This is a genomic window from Pseudarthrobacter sp. TE9888 (assembly GCF_056279345.1).
In genome coordinates, this window is sequence record NZ_JBWBRD010000002.1 from 1,989,161 (window position 1) to 2,003,301 (window position 14,141).

Annotated in this window: 13 protein-coding genes, 1 tRNA gene and 1 other RNA gene; 6 read left to right on the forward strand and 9 right to left on the reverse strand. The window is 66.6% G+C overall.

Going from position 1 to position 14,141, the window contains the following annotated elements; all coding sequences use genetic code 11:
* Position 1: 1 nt before the first annotated feature.
* Positions 2 to 253, reverse strand: coding sequence for a phosphoribosylformylglycinamidine synthase subunit PurS (gene purS / locus ACZ9J7_RS09985; protein ID WP_015935902.1), 252 nt, complete (start codon positions 251 to 253; stop codon positions 2 to 4).
* A gap of 246 nt (positions 254 to 499) precedes the next feature.
* Between purS and ACZ9J7_RS09990 the strand changes: the two genes are divergently transcribed.
* Both ACZ9J7_RS09990 and ACZ9J7_RS09995 read left to right on the forward strand, forming a co-directional pair.
* Positions 500 to 685 carry a hypothetical protein gene (locus ACZ9J7_RS09990; RefSeq protein ID WP_141158233.1) on the forward strand — a complete coding sequence of 62 codons (186 nt, stop codon included), beginning with the start codon at positions 500 to 502 and terminating at the stop codon, positions 683 to 685.
* Positions 686 to 952: 267 nt separating this feature from the next.
* Positions 953 to 4,060: a S8 family serine peptidase gene (locus ACZ9J7_RS09995; protein ID WP_476211832.1), complete on the forward strand. Its 3,108-nt coding sequence runs from the start codon at positions 953 to 955 to the stop codon at positions 4,058 to 4,060.
* Positions 4,061 to 4,147: 87 nt separating this feature from the next.
* On the opposite strand, the gene ACZ9J7_RS10000 is transcribed toward ACZ9J7_RS09995, so the two are convergent.
* The 4 genes from ACZ9J7_RS10000 to ACZ9J7_RS10015 form a co-directional block, all read right to left on the reverse strand.
* Complete coding sequence (locus ACZ9J7_RS10000) at positions 4,148 to 4,480, reverse strand: serine protease inhibitor (protein WP_476209065.1); 333 nt, start codon at positions 4,478 to 4,480, stop codon at positions 4,148 to 4,150.
* Positions 4,477 to 5,400 carry a 3-methyladenine DNA glycosylase gene (locus ACZ9J7_RS10005; RefSeq protein WP_476209066.1) on the reverse strand — a complete coding sequence of 308 codons (924 nt, stop codon included), beginning with the start codon at positions 5,398 to 5,400 and terminating at the stop codon, positions 4,477 to 4,479. The genes ACZ9J7_RS10000 and ACZ9J7_RS10005 overlap by 4 nt, the downstream gene beginning before the upstream one ends.
* The gene (locus ACZ9J7_RS10010) at positions 5,387 to 5,947 is read right to left on the reverse strand and encodes an SSI family serine proteinase inhibitor (protein ID WP_476209067.1); all 561 of its coding nucleotides are present in this window, start codon (positions 5,945 to 5,947) and stop codon (positions 5,387 to 5,389) included. Before ACZ9J7_RS10010 ends, ACZ9J7_RS10005 begins: the two co-directional genes overlap by 14 nt.
* A gap of 76 nt (positions 5,948 to 6,023) precedes the next feature.
* Complete coding sequence (locus ACZ9J7_RS10015; RefSeq protein ID WP_476209068.1) at positions 6,024 to 6,497, reverse strand: MarR family winged helix-turn-helix transcriptional regulator; 474 nt, start codon at positions 6,495 to 6,497, stop codon at positions 6,024 to 6,026.
* A 76-nt stretch (positions 6,498 to 6,573) separates the two neighbouring features.
* Here ACZ9J7_RS10015 and ACZ9J7_RS10020 point away from each other — a divergent pair, with 76 nt between their 5' ends.
* Together ACZ9J7_RS10020 and ACZ9J7_RS10025 are read left to right on the forward strand one after the other, a co-directional pair.
* Positions 6,574 to 6,816 (forward strand): hypothetical protein, encoded by a 243-nt coding sequence (locus tag ACZ9J7_RS10020; RefSeq protein WP_476209070.1) that lies wholly within the window; start codon positions 6,574 to 6,576, stop codon positions 6,814 to 6,816.
* A gap of 119 nt (positions 6,817 to 6,935) precedes the next feature.
* Positions 6,936 to 7,151: a hypothetical protein gene (locus ACZ9J7_RS10025; RefSeq protein ID WP_141158228.1), complete on the forward strand. Its 216-nt coding sequence runs from the start codon at positions 6,936 to 6,938 to the stop codon at positions 7,149 to 7,151.
* Positions 7,152 to 7,237: 86 nt separating this feature from the next.
* Here ACZ9J7_RS10025 and ACZ9J7_RS10030 read toward each other — a convergent pair whose 3' ends face one another.
* A complete protein-coding gene (locus ACZ9J7_RS10030) occupies positions 7,238 to 8,596 on the reverse strand; it encodes an aspartate kinase (RefSeq protein WP_476209072.1) in 1,359 nt (452 codons plus the stop codon).
* Between the two features lie 111 nt (positions 8,597 to 8,707).
* Between ACZ9J7_RS10030 and ACZ9J7_RS10035 the strand changes: the two genes are divergently transcribed.
* Positions 8,708 to 9,010: a hypothetical protein gene (locus ACZ9J7_RS10035; protein WP_476209074.1), complete on the forward strand. Its 303-nt coding sequence runs from the start codon at positions 8,708 to 8,710 to the stop codon at positions 9,008 to 9,010.
* 325 nt (positions 9,011 to 9,335) lie between these two features.
* On the opposite strand, the gene recR is transcribed toward ACZ9J7_RS10035, so the two are convergent.
* The 3 genes from recR to ffs form a co-directional block, all read right to left on the reverse strand.
* On the reverse strand, positions 9,336 to 9,935 hold the full coding sequence (gene recR, locus ACZ9J7_RS10040; protein WP_141158226.1) for a recombination mediator RecR: 600 nt from the start codon (positions 9,933 to 9,935) through the stop codon (positions 9,336 to 9,338).
* A gap of 73 nt (positions 9,936 to 10,008) precedes the next feature.
* Positions 10,009 to 13,509 (reverse strand): DNA polymerase III subunit gamma and tau, encoded by a 3,501-nt coding sequence (locus ACZ9J7_RS10045; protein WP_476209075.1) that lies wholly within the window; start codon positions 13,507 to 13,509, stop codon positions 10,009 to 10,011.
* Between the two features lie 21 nt (positions 13,510 to 13,530).
* An RNA gene (gene ffs / locus ACZ9J7_RS10050) (signal recognition particle sRNA small type) lies at positions 13,531 to 13,627 on the reverse strand.
* 395 nt (positions 13,628 to 14,022) lie between these two features.
* Here ffs and ACZ9J7_RS10055 point away from each other — a divergent pair.
* A tRNA-Ser gene (locus tag ACZ9J7_RS10055) sits at positions 14,023 to 14,107 on the forward strand.
* Positions 14,108 to 14,141 lie beyond the last annotated feature (34 nt).

Genomic DNA, 14,141 nt, shown 5'->3' on the forward strand with positions numbered 1-14,141 from the left:
GTCAGGCCTCGACGACCTCGACGTTGACGACGTCCTCGATCACGGGGTTGGACAGGAGGGTTTCGGCGGCGTCGCGGGCCTGGGCCAGGATCTCCTCCGTCACCTCGCCGTCGACCGTCAGTTCGAAACGCTTGCCCTGGCGGACAGAGCTGAAGCTGGTGAAGCCCAGCCGGGGGAGAGCGCCAACGATTGCCTTCCCCTGCGGGTCCAGAATCTCGGGCTTGGGCATGACGTCAACAACGATCCGGGGCATCCGGCAACTCCTGTGCGTGAGCTTGGGTAAGGGCGCAGCGGAGTGGTGCCGTCTCACGCCGTACCGGGGTGTCGGGGGACATGGTGGACGGGCGCTCCGCGAGCTTGCCCTATCATTCTACCGGCCCGAGCGCATCCCTTTGCATCCAGGGGTTCCGTGCAGCAGGGCCCCGGAAATCCGCGGTTCCCGTAAAGCGTTCTTCGGCGGGTTCTGGAGTTGCCGCAGGGCCTTCACTAGGATTGCTGGATGGCTGAGAATTCGAAGTCCGTGTTGTTGCCGATGGTCGCCGCTGCCGTGTTCGCCGGCCTGGGCCGCATGGTGTTCCAGAAGGTGAAGGCCGACCGCCTGGCCCGTGAGACGCGGGTGGCCGGCCCGGTGGACGAGAAGACCAGGCAATGGATCAGTGACGTGGTGCGCACTCCCCGTCATTAGCCGGCAAACAAACTCCCCTCGTCGCAGGGCGTCCTTCGGGGCGCCCTTTTTGCGTGCCTGGGCTTTTGGCCGCCGTATGACAGGCAAAAATATCCTGAATGTGCTCTATGTCATATCGCGCTCTCAGTCTGTACCCTGTGAACAGTCTGGTCTCAGCTAATTACAAAACCTGTAATTTCCTCTGCAGTGCCAGTCATTCGGGGCGCCCACCACTCTGGGCGGCACATCGTGAAAGGGTTGCACGTGAAATCAACTGGAAAGAGCCCCTTGCGGGCTGGGGGACTCCGGAAGGCGGCCGCCCTGGCCGTCGGGTTGCCCCTGATCCTCAGCTCGCTGGCAGTGGGGCCCGCTTCGGCGGCGCCTGACCTCCAGGCCGCCGGAAACGCCTCCTCCAGCGCCAAGGACGGCCAGTTCAAGGACGGCAGGTACATCGTGGTACTCGCCGGCCCGGCTGCGGCGGCCTATGAAGGCGGAACTGCCGGCCTGGGCGCTACCAAGCCGCAGCAGGGCAGGAAGCTCGACGCGGGCAGTCCCAACTACAAGGCCTATGACGCCCATCTGCGCAAGCAGCAGCGCGACGTTGCAGCTGCGCAGGGAGTGACGCCCGCCAAGCAGTACACCGCGGCCCTGAACGGGTTTACGGCGGAACTGACCGCGGCGCAGGCGGGAGCCCTGTCCAAGGACAAGCGTGTCATGGTGGTGGCGCCGGACGTCGAGAACAAACCCGACTACACCACCACCGACTTCCTCAAGCTCACCGGTCCTGATGGGGCGTGGGCCAAGCAGTTCGGGGGCGAAGCCAACGCCGGCAAGGGAGTGGTGGTCGGGGTTATCGATTCCGGCTATGCCCCGGACAACCCCTTCCTTCAAGGGGAACCGTTGAAGCCCCTGCAGGGTGAGGCGCAGGTTGGCGTTCCCTACCGCACCGGCGACGGCAAAATTGCCATGCTCAAAGCGGACGGCACCACATTCGAGGGTGAATGCCAGAAAGGCCAGGGAACGGGGGCATCTTTTGACGGATCACTCTGCAATTCCAAAGTCATCGGGGCCCGTTACTTCGCGGATTCCTTCCTGCAGTACGTAACACCCGGAAACCGTGCCCCCGAAGAGCAGATCTCACCCGTGGACGTGGGAAGCCACGGCACCCACACGGCCACCACGGCCGCCGGCAACGCCAATATCGAGCAGGTGATCGACGGGGCCAGCTTCGGCAGGAGCTCCGGCGTGGCGCCGGCCGCCAAGGTTTCGGTCTACAAGGTCTGCTGGGAGGACACCAACCCGGACACCGGCGGCTGCTACTCCTCCGCTTCGGTTGAGGCCGTGGACGCAGCCATCAAGGACGGAGTGGACGTCTTGAACTACTCCATCTCCGGAAACAACAACAGCACCACCGATCCCGTGGCGCTGGCATTCCTGAACGCCGCCGCCGCCGGCATCTTTGTCTCTGCCTCGGCAGGAAATTCCGGTCCCACGGCCTCCACCGTGAACCACGCCTCGCCATGGCTGACCACGGTGGCCGCCGCAACCTTTCCCAGCGACCTGGTGGGCACGGTCAAGGTATCCGACGGATCGCTGTACCGCGGCGCTTCGATCATGAAGTCCGAGCCGGCGGACAAGCCTGTGGTCCTGGCTGCTGCTGCCGCCGCTGCCGGTGCGGCCAACCCCAACCTCTGCGGCCCGGGAACCCTTGACGCCGCCAAGGTGGCCGGCAAGGTTGTGGTCTGCGACCGCGGTGTGGTGGACCGGACCGCCAAGAGCCAGGAAGTCCTGGACAAGGGTGGCGTGGGCATGATCCTGGTGAACCTCACCAGCAGCTCCGAGGATGCTGACAACCACGCTGTCCCCACCGTCCACGTCAACGCGCCCAAGAGCCTGGAACTGAAGTCCAAGCTCGAAGCGAATCCGGCGCTGACCGTCAGCCTGGTCAAGGGCGACCTGACGGGGCTCCCCCCGGCAGCCGCGCCCCAGATTGCGGGCTTCTCGTCCCGCGGGCCCACGCTTGCGTCCGGCGGTGACCTGCTCAAGCCTGACATTTCGGCCCCGGGTGTCAACGTCCTGGCCGGCGTCTCCACCATCGGCAACCACGGCGATCAGTTCGGTTTCATGTCCGGCACTTCCATGGCAGCCCCGCACATCGCCGGGTTCGGTGCCCTGGTGCTGGGCAAGCAGCCCAAGTGGACCCCCGCCATGGTGAAGTCCGCCATGATGACCACCGCGTACCCGCTGGTGAACGCCGATGGCACGCCCAATACCGATCCCTTCCAGGGCGGCGCCGGCCACATCGACTCCGCCCGTGTCCTTGATCCCGGGCTGGTCTACGATTCAGGCATCCAGGACTGGCTCGGCTTCCTCAACGGACAGGGCGTGGAAACCGGAGCGCCGCAGGCAGGCACCATCGCTGCGCGCGACCTGAACGTTCCCTCGGTTGCCCTGGGCAGCCTCGTCGGTGAAGTCCAGGTCAAACGCAAGCTGACCGCGCTGGTCCCGGGCATGTACCGTCCCGAAGTGAACATGCCCGGCTTCAACGTCAACGTCGAACCCAAGGCATTGAACTTCGCCAAGGCCGGGCAGACCCGTGAGGTGACCCTCACCATCCGGAACGTTAGCGCCCCTGTGGGCAAGTTCAGCACCGGCAGCCTCACCTGGAAGGGGCCACGGACGGTTGGCTCACCGATCGCCATCCGGCCCGTTGACGCCCAGATCGCTCCGTCGTTCTCCTTCAGCTCGGCCACGGGCACCGGGAGCGGATCGATGAACCTCGTATCCGGCTCGGACAGCCCCATCGCCGTCGGAGTAGAGGGTCTGGCACCCCTGAGCCAGACCGCGATCACCAAAACCCCGGGAGCGTACGCTCCCACGAACGACGCGCACAACGCCCTGCTCCAGGTGAAGGTGCCGGCCGGCGCCTCGTTTGCCCGGCTGGGCATCCAGGCGCAGTCGAACGACGTCGACTGGGACATGGTGGTCTACGCACCGAACGGATCCGGGGGCCTCACAGCCACCCAGGTGGCAACGGCATCGGCCAGTGAGTTCCTGGACCTCGAATCACCCCGTCCCGGGACCTACTATGTGGTGGCGAACCTGTACGCCACCCCGGACAACGGGCCTGCCACCGCTTCGGTCCAGGCAGTCTCCTTCGCCGGTGACGCCGGCAACCTGACGGTAAATCCGAACCCCATCGTGGCGCCGAACGGAACCGCCACCTCGGCCACGCTCAATTGGACGGGACTTTCCGAGGGGTCCTACCTCTCCCGGCTGAGCATTGGCAGCAACGGCATCAAAACTTGGGTGAACGTGCAGGTGGGAGCGGGCTCCGCCTCCGCCCCGGCCGGCGCTCCCCAGCTTGGCCTGGCACAGGAGGTCCCCGCCACCTGACCGGGAAGACATGGGGGGAGGTCCCGGGTGGTCGCCAGGCCACCCGGGACCTTTTTCGTTTCCGCACCGCGGTCCCGGCGGAGAGAGCTAGGTGGCAGTCCCGCCCAGCAGGGGACCCATGGCATTCCACCGCGCTATTTCGCAGCCGTCGGTACGGGTGAAGGTTGAGTGGACGTCCCGGCCATGGAACGTTCCGGTGACCACAGCGATCTGCGGACCGCCATACTGCTGCGTACACAGCCTTGGCGGCCCTGGCTGAGGGAAGAAGACGTTTTCGCCGAACCGCTCGACGGCGGCCAGGGCGGCCGCAGGCTCAGGCATCGTGGTCCCGGCATCCGGATGGCCGTCCTTGGAGACCAGCCGGAATACGTGCTCGGGTGCCTCGGGGTGGTCCCGGATGCTGATGGTCAGGTCGATCACCGGCCCGCACCCCCGGCGATGGCTCCAAGGTCCGCTGCCAGCCGGCCGCGCAGGACCCCCGCTTCGGCTGCGAAGGCGCGCTGGTGCTCAACGTAGGCCGCCTTGCCGCTGGGCGTCTCAATGGGGATGGCGGGGTAGCCCCAGTCGGCGAGGTCATACGGGGACGCCTGCATATCCATGGCCCTGATCCGCCACGACAGTTCAAAACAGTCCATGACCAGCTCACTGGACAGCGCCGGCAGCAGTTTGTAAGCCCACTTGTAGAGGTCCATGTTGGCATGCAGGCAGCCGGGCTGCTCCAAGTGCCGTTGGGTCTCCCTGCTCGGGGAGTGCTCGTTGAGCGGGATGGCGTCCGGGGTATAGAACCGGAAGGCGTCGAAATGGGTGCAGCGGATCCTGTTGTCTTCCACCACCTTGTCCGTGCCCGTCGCACCCAGCCGCAGCTGCAGGTATTCGTGGCGGAGGTCAAACTTGTCCTGCCGGTAAACCATGGCCCACTCATGCAGGCCGAAACAGCCGAATTGGGCCGGCCGGGCCGAGGTGCCTCGGAGGATGATGCCGGCGAACGCCATCGCGTCGCTCCGGTCCGCCAAAAAGGCGTGCCGGTCGAAGGTGGCCGCCGTACTTCCCGCAGGCAGGCCCAGGGAGCCTAGCTCGCCGTCGTCGAGCTTCCTGTAATGCTTCCAGCCAAGCCGTTCGGCAGCCTGGGCGCCGGTGAGGACCGCGCCGGCGCCGGGGTGCCAGCGCTTCAGCTGCCCTGGTTTCTGCGTGTAGTAGGTGAAAAGGAAATCCTCCACCGGGTGCTTTTGTCCTGCAGACCGGCGGGCCAGGTAAGGATCGGCGTAGCGGCTGACGCGCTGCAGGTGGGCTTCTTGCCTTGCCCGCGCAGTGTCGGCCGCAAGGACCTTAAGAGGCTCCACCGGTTGCGCCCAATACGTCCTTGGCAGCGTCCCACGCGCTGATCTCGCATCCGTTGGTCCGCGCAAACGTCGAATCTACGGCGACGCCGTCCACCATGCCCGTGACGGTGGCTGTTTGGGGGCCGCCGTACTGCTGGGTGCAGGGCCGCGACGTCCCTGCCGGGAGCGGGGCCAGGATGCCTGGATTCGCTTTCAGGGCGGCGCAGGCGGCAACGCCGTTCGGATGGCTGCTTTCGGCGGCTGGAGTGCCCGCGGAACAAACCAGGGTGTAGTCGACCTCGGGGGCGCCCGGTGAGGGAATCACGGTGATGGCGAGCTCGGCATTTCCCTGTCCCGGGCCCTCGGCCGGCCGCGACGTGGCGGGGGCTGGCGCCGGTACCGAGGTTTCTGTGTCCGGAGAGGGGGCGGCAGGGCCGGCCGGGGAGGCCTCCGATGTCGTGGAGGGCGCTGTCGACGCGGACGTGCCATTGTCGGGGGTGCCGCTGCAGCCCGAGACCAGGCCGGCGGCAACGGCCAGGAATGCTGCGAGCATCCGGAATTTCGGCATCAGGCCACCTCCCCTTCGTCCAGTAATTCTAGTCGCTTGGCATGGGGCTGGCAGGCCGTCGCCCTGCCGCGGGCAGTCACTGGGAGGTGGCGGCGATCAGCCCCATCATGGATGCGTGCAGTTCGGTGACCTGGTCCCGGGTCAACCCCAGCCGTTCCATCATGGTTCCCGGTACCTGGAGCGCCTGCTCCCGCAGGGCGGCGCCTTTGGGAGTCAGCTCCACGGCCAGGGCACGCTCGTTGCCGTCCACACGGCGCCGCGTGATCAGCTCCGCTGCTTCCAGCCGGCGCAGGAGCGGAGAGATGGTGGCCGGCTCCTGGGCCAGGGCCGTACTGATGTTCCGGAGGGTGCGCGGGCTCTCCTCCCAAAGGCAGAGCATCACCAGGTACTGCGGATGCGTGAGGTTGAGCTTCTCGAGTACGGGTTTGTAGGCACCTACAACACTGCGGGCGGCCACCGTCAGTGCAAAGCACAGCTGATGTTCAAGCAGCAGGTCTTCGTCGGGTGCCGGGTTTGTTGCTTCCGCGTCCGTTGCCGTCGTTGCAGTCATTTGCCCTCCAATTGTTAGTGCACTAATCATTAGTGTACATTTGTTGTAGCCGGCAGTGAGTGGAAGGAACCTCTTCATGGGCAAGGACAGGACCGCGGACAAGGGCAACGCCTCCCAGCGCTTCATGCGCGCCACCGGTAAGTTGCGGGCCGTTTTCGGGCCTGCCAACCGGAGCGCCCTGGCACACGACATGACTGAAGAGAACCGCCGCCTGTTGGCCCAGCGCCAGGCGGAAACCCAGCAGTGGGAGACCATCACCAGGCCGGACGGCAGCACCTATGTGGTGCCGAAGAACCCCGAGGACCGCTCCCTTCGGTAGCAATTCCGCCGCCCCTCCGCCGGAGCCTTTTTGCTGTGCCGGGCATAAAATGGGGGCATTGGCTCCTGACGGAGACCGGCGGCACTTTCGCCCGATATTCGGGAAGGGGGTGGAAAACAGTGGCACATGTCCTTACCAGTTTCATGGGCCTGACCGAGCGGCTCCGCTTCGTTTTTGGTCCCGCCACCCGACTGGACGCCGATGCGCCCGTGGTGCACAAACATGACGAATTTGAACAGGCCTCCGAAGAGGACCTGTCTCATTTCGTGGTGGAGACCGATTCGACCGGCCACCACTACGCGGTGCGCCGCGAAGATTTGGAACGCGAAACCTAATTTTTCCCGGTCGCTCCCGGGCACGGAAAAGCCGGGCTGTCCTTCTCCTTTCACGGGGAGGGACGGCCCGGCTTTTCCGGTGGTACCTAGCGGCCGGTGCCGCCGTAAACTGTCACTTCGCTTTCGGTGTCGAGCCCGAACGCCTTGTGGATGACGCGCACGGCCTCATCCAGCAGGTCGGCGTGCGTCACCACCGAGATGCGGATCTCCGAGGTGGAGATCATGTTGATGTTGATGCCGGCGTCTGACAGGGCCTTGAAGAACGTGGCGGAGACGCCCGGGTGGGACCGCATGCCGGCGCCGATCAGCGACAGCTTGCCGATCTTCTCGTTGTATTCGATGGCTTCGAAGCCAATCTGGTCCTGGGCGGCGTGGAGCGCGGCCAGGGCGTCGGCGCCTTCAATGATGGGCAGGGTGAAGGAGATATCCGTCTTGCCGGTGCCGTGGGTGGACACGTTCTGGACGATCATGTCGATGTTCGAGTGGGCGTCGGCGATGACCTGGAAGATCGCGGCGGCCTTGCCGGGAATATCGGGGACGCCGACCACGGTGACCTTCGCTTCGGAACGGTCGTGCGCAACGCCGGAGATGATTGGCTGCTCCAAGGCAACTCCCTCTTGAGTGGTGATCTTGTCGTCGGCGCTGGGGATGACCCAGGTGCCTTCATGCTGGCTGAATGAGGAACGGACGTGCAGCGGTACGCCGAACCGGCGGGCGTACTCGACGCAGCGCAGGTGCAGGATCTTGGCGCCCGAGGCAGCAAGTTCCAGCATCTCTTCGCTGGAGATGGTGTCGATCTTCTGGGCTGACGGGACAACCCGCGGATCGGCGGTGAAGATGCCGTCCACATCCGTGTAGATCTCGCAGACGTCCGCCTCCAGGGCCGCCGCCAGTGCAACTGCGGTGGTGTCGGAGCCACCGCGGCCAAGGGTGGTGATCTCATGGGTGGCACGGCTCATGCCCTGGAAGCCGGCAACGATGGCGATGTTGCCCTTGTCCAGGGCGGTGCGGATCCGGTGCGGGTCGACGTCGATGATCCGGGCTTTGCCATGGATTCCGTCGGTGATCATGCCTGCCTGTGACCCGGTAAAGGACTGGGCCGAGGCGCCAAGCTTGTTGATGGCCATGGCCAGCAGTGCCATGGAGATGCGTTCACCAGCGGACAGGAGCATGTCCATTTCGCGGGCGGGAGCTGAATCGGTGACCTCCGCGGCGAGGTCCAGGAGTTCGTCCGTGGTGTCGCCCATCGCCGAGACGACAACCACCACCTCGTTGCCGGCCTGTTGGGCAGCGACCACCCGCGCGGCCACGCGCTTGATTCCGGCAGCGTCGGCAACGGAGGAGCCGCCGAATTTCTGCACAATGAGCTGCTTGGTCACCGCGCCGGCAGCGGATGCCGTCTGCGGCTGTGTTGCGTTGTGCACTTCGGTGGTGGGCGTACTCATGCGCATACCTTCATTGGGTCAATTGGAGTTTGGAGGCCAGGCGTCCCGGCGCCGGGTGGGCGCGGCAATCCTTGGGACAGTTTATCGCCGTGCCCGGAGGGACGTTGAATTGTGACCACATTCCGGCCATGGTGGGCGTTTGCCGGACACCGCGGAACTGCGCGCGCCGATGGCTGGAGCGGCATGGGGGCTGCGGTGGCATCCATGGTGCGGAGCCACACCTGGGCTGTGGCCGCAGGGTGGTTCGTGGCAATCTTCCTGGTGGCCGGCGGCATCGGAACTTGCGTCCTGCTGCTCCCCACTGTCAGATCGGAGGAACCGGTAACCGTGGCGATGAATGTGCAACGTGGGCAGAACGGCATCGTCATGGCTTATGAATGCTCCAGCGTTCCGGCAGGAACGGCGGAGGTTTAGCGCACGGACCGCATCATGTGGCTGGCCGCCTCAAGCCCCATCGTGGTGTTCGTTATGCTGGCCGCGGAGCAGGACGCCGGCAACGAGCTCCTTGGCTGGGTTTCGACCCGGCTGCAGGAACCGGCCGACGGGACCCAGGTAGCTTGCGTAAACGGAGAGCCCTTGAACAGCGATGCGGCCCGCATGCCGTTGGGTGCAGCCGGCCTGTTGATTCAGGGCGGCCTAGCGGGATTGCTTGTCGTTGGGGCTCAGATGATGTCGAGGGGGCGCCGGGTTCCGTCGGGACAAGCCGGAAGCGCGTGATCGGGCAGCGGGCCGGCCAGCCTCAGCCCAGGGCGTTGCGGCGCCCCTCGAAGGCGCGGCCAAGGGTGACCTCGTCGGCGTACTCCAGGTCACCACCCACGGGAAGGCCGGAGGCCAGGCGCGTGACTGCGATACCGATTGTCTTCAGCATGCGGGCAAGATAGGTCGCCGTCGCCTCACCTTCCAGGTTGGGGTCGGTGGCGATGATCACTTCCTGGATTTCGCCGTCGTTGAGCCGGGTGAGCAGTTCACGGATCCGCAGTTGTTCCGGCCCCACGCCGGCGATGGGATTGATGGCCCCGCCCAGGACGTGGTACCGGCCGCGGAACGAACGGGTGCGCTCCACGGCCAGGACGTCCTTTGACTCCTCCACGACGCAAATGACCGCGGGGTCGCGTCGCGGGTCGCGGCAGATGTTGCACAGCTCCTGTTCCGTGACGTTGCCGCAGACGGTGCAGAACTTCACCCGTTCCTTGACGGTGGTAATTGCCTCGACCAGCCGCTTCATGTCCTGGGGATCGGCTTCAAGGATGTGGAAAGCCAGCCGCTGCGCGGATTTGGGGCCCACGCCCGGAAGGCGTCCGAGCTCATCGATCAGCTCCTGGACGGCACCTTCGTACACTTTTTCCTCTTTAGCTTCGTGTGGATAGCGGATGGATCAGTCAGTTGGCCCTGCGGGGCAGGCACCACAGCCGTCAATAGCGTGGCGTCACAGGGCTTCCGTCCAGGGACCGCTCCTCGATCAGTTTTCCGCCCAAAATGCGTTCGACGGCGGCCCGCCCGAATACGCCCGATTCCTCGATGGTTTCATCGTCGGCGCTAGGGATGTCCTGAACGTACGCGCTTGGTGCGGCAGCGGCCCTGGCCGGTGCCTTGGCGCGTCCAGCCTCCGCTTCAGGGCTGTTGGAAAGCCGCTGGTAGAGGCTTTGCCGCGTTTGGGTCGGACCGGCGGCAGGGGCAGCAACCGGCGCGGCAGCCGCTGGCTGGGGACGGGTGGGCGCCGCCGCGGGCGGTGCCACCGAAGCCGGGGCGACGGCGGCCCTGGCAGTTTCGGCCTGAGCAACAGGGGAGGGGGCAGCAGCCGCCATGGCGAATTCGGGAACCGGAGCGCGGTCAGGGGACGGCGCCTGGTAGGTTCCCGAAGCCGGATCACCGTGGTCGGAGCCGGAACCCGGACCCGGAGCCCAGGACGGCGCCGTGACGGCTGCCGCCGCGGCAGGGGCCACGGGTATGGAGGGCGGCACCTGGGCGGTTGCGGGTTCGTAATGGGGGACGTCGGCCGATGCCCCGATGTTGTCATTCACCGAGCCCGAAGCAGGAGCGGCACCCACGTTGCTCTTGTCGCCCACCACCCATACGCCGGGTGCCTGCTCCACGGCCCTGGTCCAGGGATCGTGGGCGGCGTCGGCCTGCGGGGATTCGGAGCGGGAAGCGGTACTCGAGCCCGGGGCGCCGGAGGGAGCCTCCTGGGTGGGCGGGGCAGCTCCCGGGCGGGCGCCGGCTGCCGAATGCGGGACACCAGTGGCGGGGGACGGTGATGCCGTCCGGCCGCCCGGCCGCGCCGAAGGCTCCCAGTCCATGGGAGGCTCCTCATCCAGCGGGGGAGCATCCTCATCCCGGGGTGGGCCCCAGTCGTCATCGGAATAGGAGTAGTCACCCCCTGCCGAGGGGTAGGCGGCCTGCGCGGCGTCCGTGGCGGACGGCCGGGCAGCAGCGTTCCCGCCGTTGACAGACTCGCGCCCTGACACTGGCCCCTGGATGGCGGGAGCGGAGGCCACTTCCGTGCTGCTGCCCCCGGCCGGGGCGGCAGCAGAGGGAACGACGGCGGGTGCCGCGGCCGGGCCGGCGGCAACGGCGGAGCTGCCCGAGCGGGCGGCAGGGGTGGTGCTCCTGGCGCTGGAGCCTCCGGCGCCGGCTGGGTTCCCCGCATTCCCGCCAAGCGGCGCCCCGGAGACAGCCGCACTTGCAGGAGCCTGCGCAGTGGGTGCTGCCCCGACAGGCGCAGGAGCCAGCCCCCAGGCAACGTCAGCTGAAGTGGCCGGAACCACCGGGCTGGCGGGTACTTTTGGGTTTGGCTCAGAGCTCGCCTGGCTGGCGCCGCCGGCAACCGCCTGGATCTGGCAGTCAATACCGACAGTCTTGTGGATGGCCTGGCGCAGGTTGTCCGAGTGGTCCGCCCTGCCGAAGGCGCCGGCAAGCCCGGACGTGGTGAAGGACAGCGTCAGGACACTGCCGTCGAACCCCTGGACCTGCGCATTGGGCTCAACGAGGGCCCAGGTGCTGCGCTTTATTTTGGACAGTGTCTGCAGGACGTCCGGCCAGGCCCGGCGTAGGACCTCCACGTCGCCCATGGCCGGGGGAGCAGACGGAACGGGCGAGCCGGGTGCGTGCTGGTCCGCGGGCGGGACCTGGCGGGCAGGTGCCTGCGGTGCAGTCTCGGGCCGCGGCGCTGGGTTGGCTGGCGCCGCTGCGGGCGGTTGGTGCGCGGCCGTGGGGGTGCCTGGAGCGGCAGGGTCCTGAGGCGCCCGGCCGCGGGCCGGTTCCTCAACGGGCCAGTCGCTGGTGCTGACGCGCGGCGGCGTCAGCGGGCTGCGGGGGCCGTCAGCGGCAGGATTGTCCTGCCGCTGAACTGAACCGGGCGTCGACGGAGCTCCCGGACCGGCCGGAACGGGATTTTCGTGCCTTCCCTGGGCGGGTTGGTCTGCGGCAGATGAACCGTTTCCGGCCTGCGAAGGTGCATGACCGGCAGGCGCAGGCTGCCCCGCTGCGGATTCTTCGGGGATGGCCGGGGTTGGCACCGACTGCGTCGTCATGGACCGGGACGGCGCGGACTGCGCCGAAGAGCCCTCCGCCGGAGAGCCCTGGGCGGCCGGCTCCTGCGGACGCTGGGAGTCCGAGGGGGCGTCCGCGCGGGCGGCGGCTGGAGCCGCCTGGAGCGCTGCTGGTGCCGCGGGCTGGGCGGGCGTGGCCATTGCGGGGGCACCGACGTCGGTCCCTGCGTAGTTCAGCCGCCTCTCCACGCGGTCGATCCGTGCGGCCATGCCCCGTTCGTTCTGCTCGGAGCTGGGGAGCAGGATCCGGGCGCACAGCAACTCCAGGTGCAGCCGGGGTGAGGTGGCGCCGGTCATTTCGGTCAGGGCCGTGTTGGTGACATCGGCAGCCCGTGAAAGTTCGGCGGCGCCAAGGTTGTGGGACTGGTTCTGCAGGCGGGCGATCTGGTCTGCGGGCATCCCGCGCAGGATGGCGTGGGCGCTTTCGGGCATGGCCTGCACGATGATCAGGTCGCGGAAGCGCTCCAGCAGGTCCTCGACGAACCTTCGGGGATCGTGGCCAGTCTGGATGACCCGGTCCACGGCGCGGAACACGGTGGCCGCGTCGGAAGCGGCCACGGCCTCCACGACGTCGTCCAGGAGCGAGGCATGCGTATAGCCGAGCAGGGCCACGGCGAGCTCGTAATCCAGCCCGTTGGGTCCCGCACCTGCCATGAGCTGGTCCAGGACGGAGAGGGAGTCACGGACGGAACCGCCTCCGGCGCGGATCACCAGAGACAGGACGCCAGGGGCCACGGGGACGTTTTCCTGGCGGCACAGGAGCTCAAGGTATGCCATCAGGGGCTCAGGCGGTACCAGCCGGAACGGGTAATGGTGGGTCCGGGAACGGATGGTCCCGATGACCTTGTCCGGCTCCGTGGTGGCGAAGATGAACTTGATGTGTTCCGGCGGCTCTTCCACGATCTTCAGCAGGGCGTTGAACCCGGCCGAGGTAACCATGTGGGCTTCGTCGATGATGAAAATCTTGTAGCGGTCCCGAACCGGAGCGTAAGTGGCCCGCTCGCGGAGGTCCCGCGCGTCGTCAACACCGCCATGGCTCGCGGCGTCGATTTCGATGACGTCAAGGGAGCCTGAGCCGCCGCGGGCCAGCTCCACACAGCTGGGGCAGGTTCCACAGGGGGTGTCCGTTGGCCCCTGGGCGCAGTTGAGGCAGCGGGCCAGGATGCGGGCGGACGTGGTCTTGCCGCAACCCCTGGGGCCGGAGAAGAGGTAGGCGTGGTTGACGCGGTTTTTTCGCAAAGCCGTCATCAGGGGCTCGGTGACGTGCTCCTGCCCGATAACGTCTGCGAACGAGTCGGGACGGTATCTGCGGTACAGGGCGGTAGTAACTGTCACGAAGAAAACCCTACCAATCCGGGCTGACATCATGCCGCCCTGTGGGGGAATAGTAAAGACCCCCCATGCACCCGCCAGAGCCCGTCTACCCTTGCTACCTTCCGGTCCTGGGGGAGTTCAACAGGATGACGCCACATGAGGGGCCGTCAGATACTTTACCCGAACATGCTGTCCGACTCGAATCGGCGCCTGCCGCCGCAGCCGGAGCGAACGCACGGCCGGTACGTGGCCGAAGAAGCGCAGTGCAGGCATGGATTTCCATTGCGCATCTCTGCCCCACCCGCGATCATGGGTATGTACACCGATTGGGGCAATCTCAAGGTTGTGAGCTGCGTGGCCTGGCGTAACGGAACGGACCCGGCAGTTCAACGGTGCACCAGGGAATGGGCGCATTGGGGGCGTCCATTTCCAGATTAAAAGACACCCCCGGCACCCGCTCGCCGGGGAGTGCGGGTGCCGTCCAAAACGCGCGCCGGAGGAGCCAATTGGGCGATGCGGAAAACTTCAGGTAATCTAGTACCTGCTTTTGATTCAGAAGCAGTTGGAGAATTCGCCTAGCGGCCTATGGCGCACGCCTGGAACGCGTGTTGGGTTAACGCCCTCGGGGGTTCAAATCCCCCATTCTCCGCCGGTCAAGAACCCGGCCCCGGTAACCCGGGGCC

Excerpts from the sequence above, each read along its gene's own strand:
- ACZ9J7_RS10030 (WP_476209072.1), bottom strand. The coding sequence starts at position 8,596 with ATGAGTACGCCCACCACCGAAGTGCACAACGCAACACAGCCGCAGACG.
- purS (WP_015935902.1), bottom strand. The coding sequence starts at position 253 with ATGCCCCGGATCGTTGTTGACGTCATGCCCAAGCCCGAGATTCTGGAC.
- ACZ9J7_RS09990 (WP_141158233.1), top strand. The coding sequence starts at position 500 with ATGGCTGAGAATTCGAAGTCCGTGTTGTTGCCGATGGTCGCCGCTGCC.
- ACZ9J7_RS10020 (WP_476209070.1), top strand. The coding sequence starts at position 6,574 with ATGGGCAAGGACAGGACCGCGGACAAGGGCAACGCCTCCCAGCGCTTC.
- ACZ9J7_RS10045 (WP_476209075.1), bottom strand. The coding sequence starts at position 13,509 with ATGTCAGCCCGGATTGGTAGGGTTTTCTTCGTGACAGTTACTACCGCC.
- ACZ9J7_RS10015 (WP_476209068.1), bottom strand. The coding sequence starts at position 6,497 with ATGACTGCAACGACGGCAACGGACGCGGAAGCAACAAACCCGGCACCC.
- ACZ9J7_RS10010 (WP_476209067.1), bottom strand. The coding sequence starts at position 5,947 with ATGCCGAAATTCCGGATGCTCGCAGCATTCCTGGCCGTTGCCGCCGGC.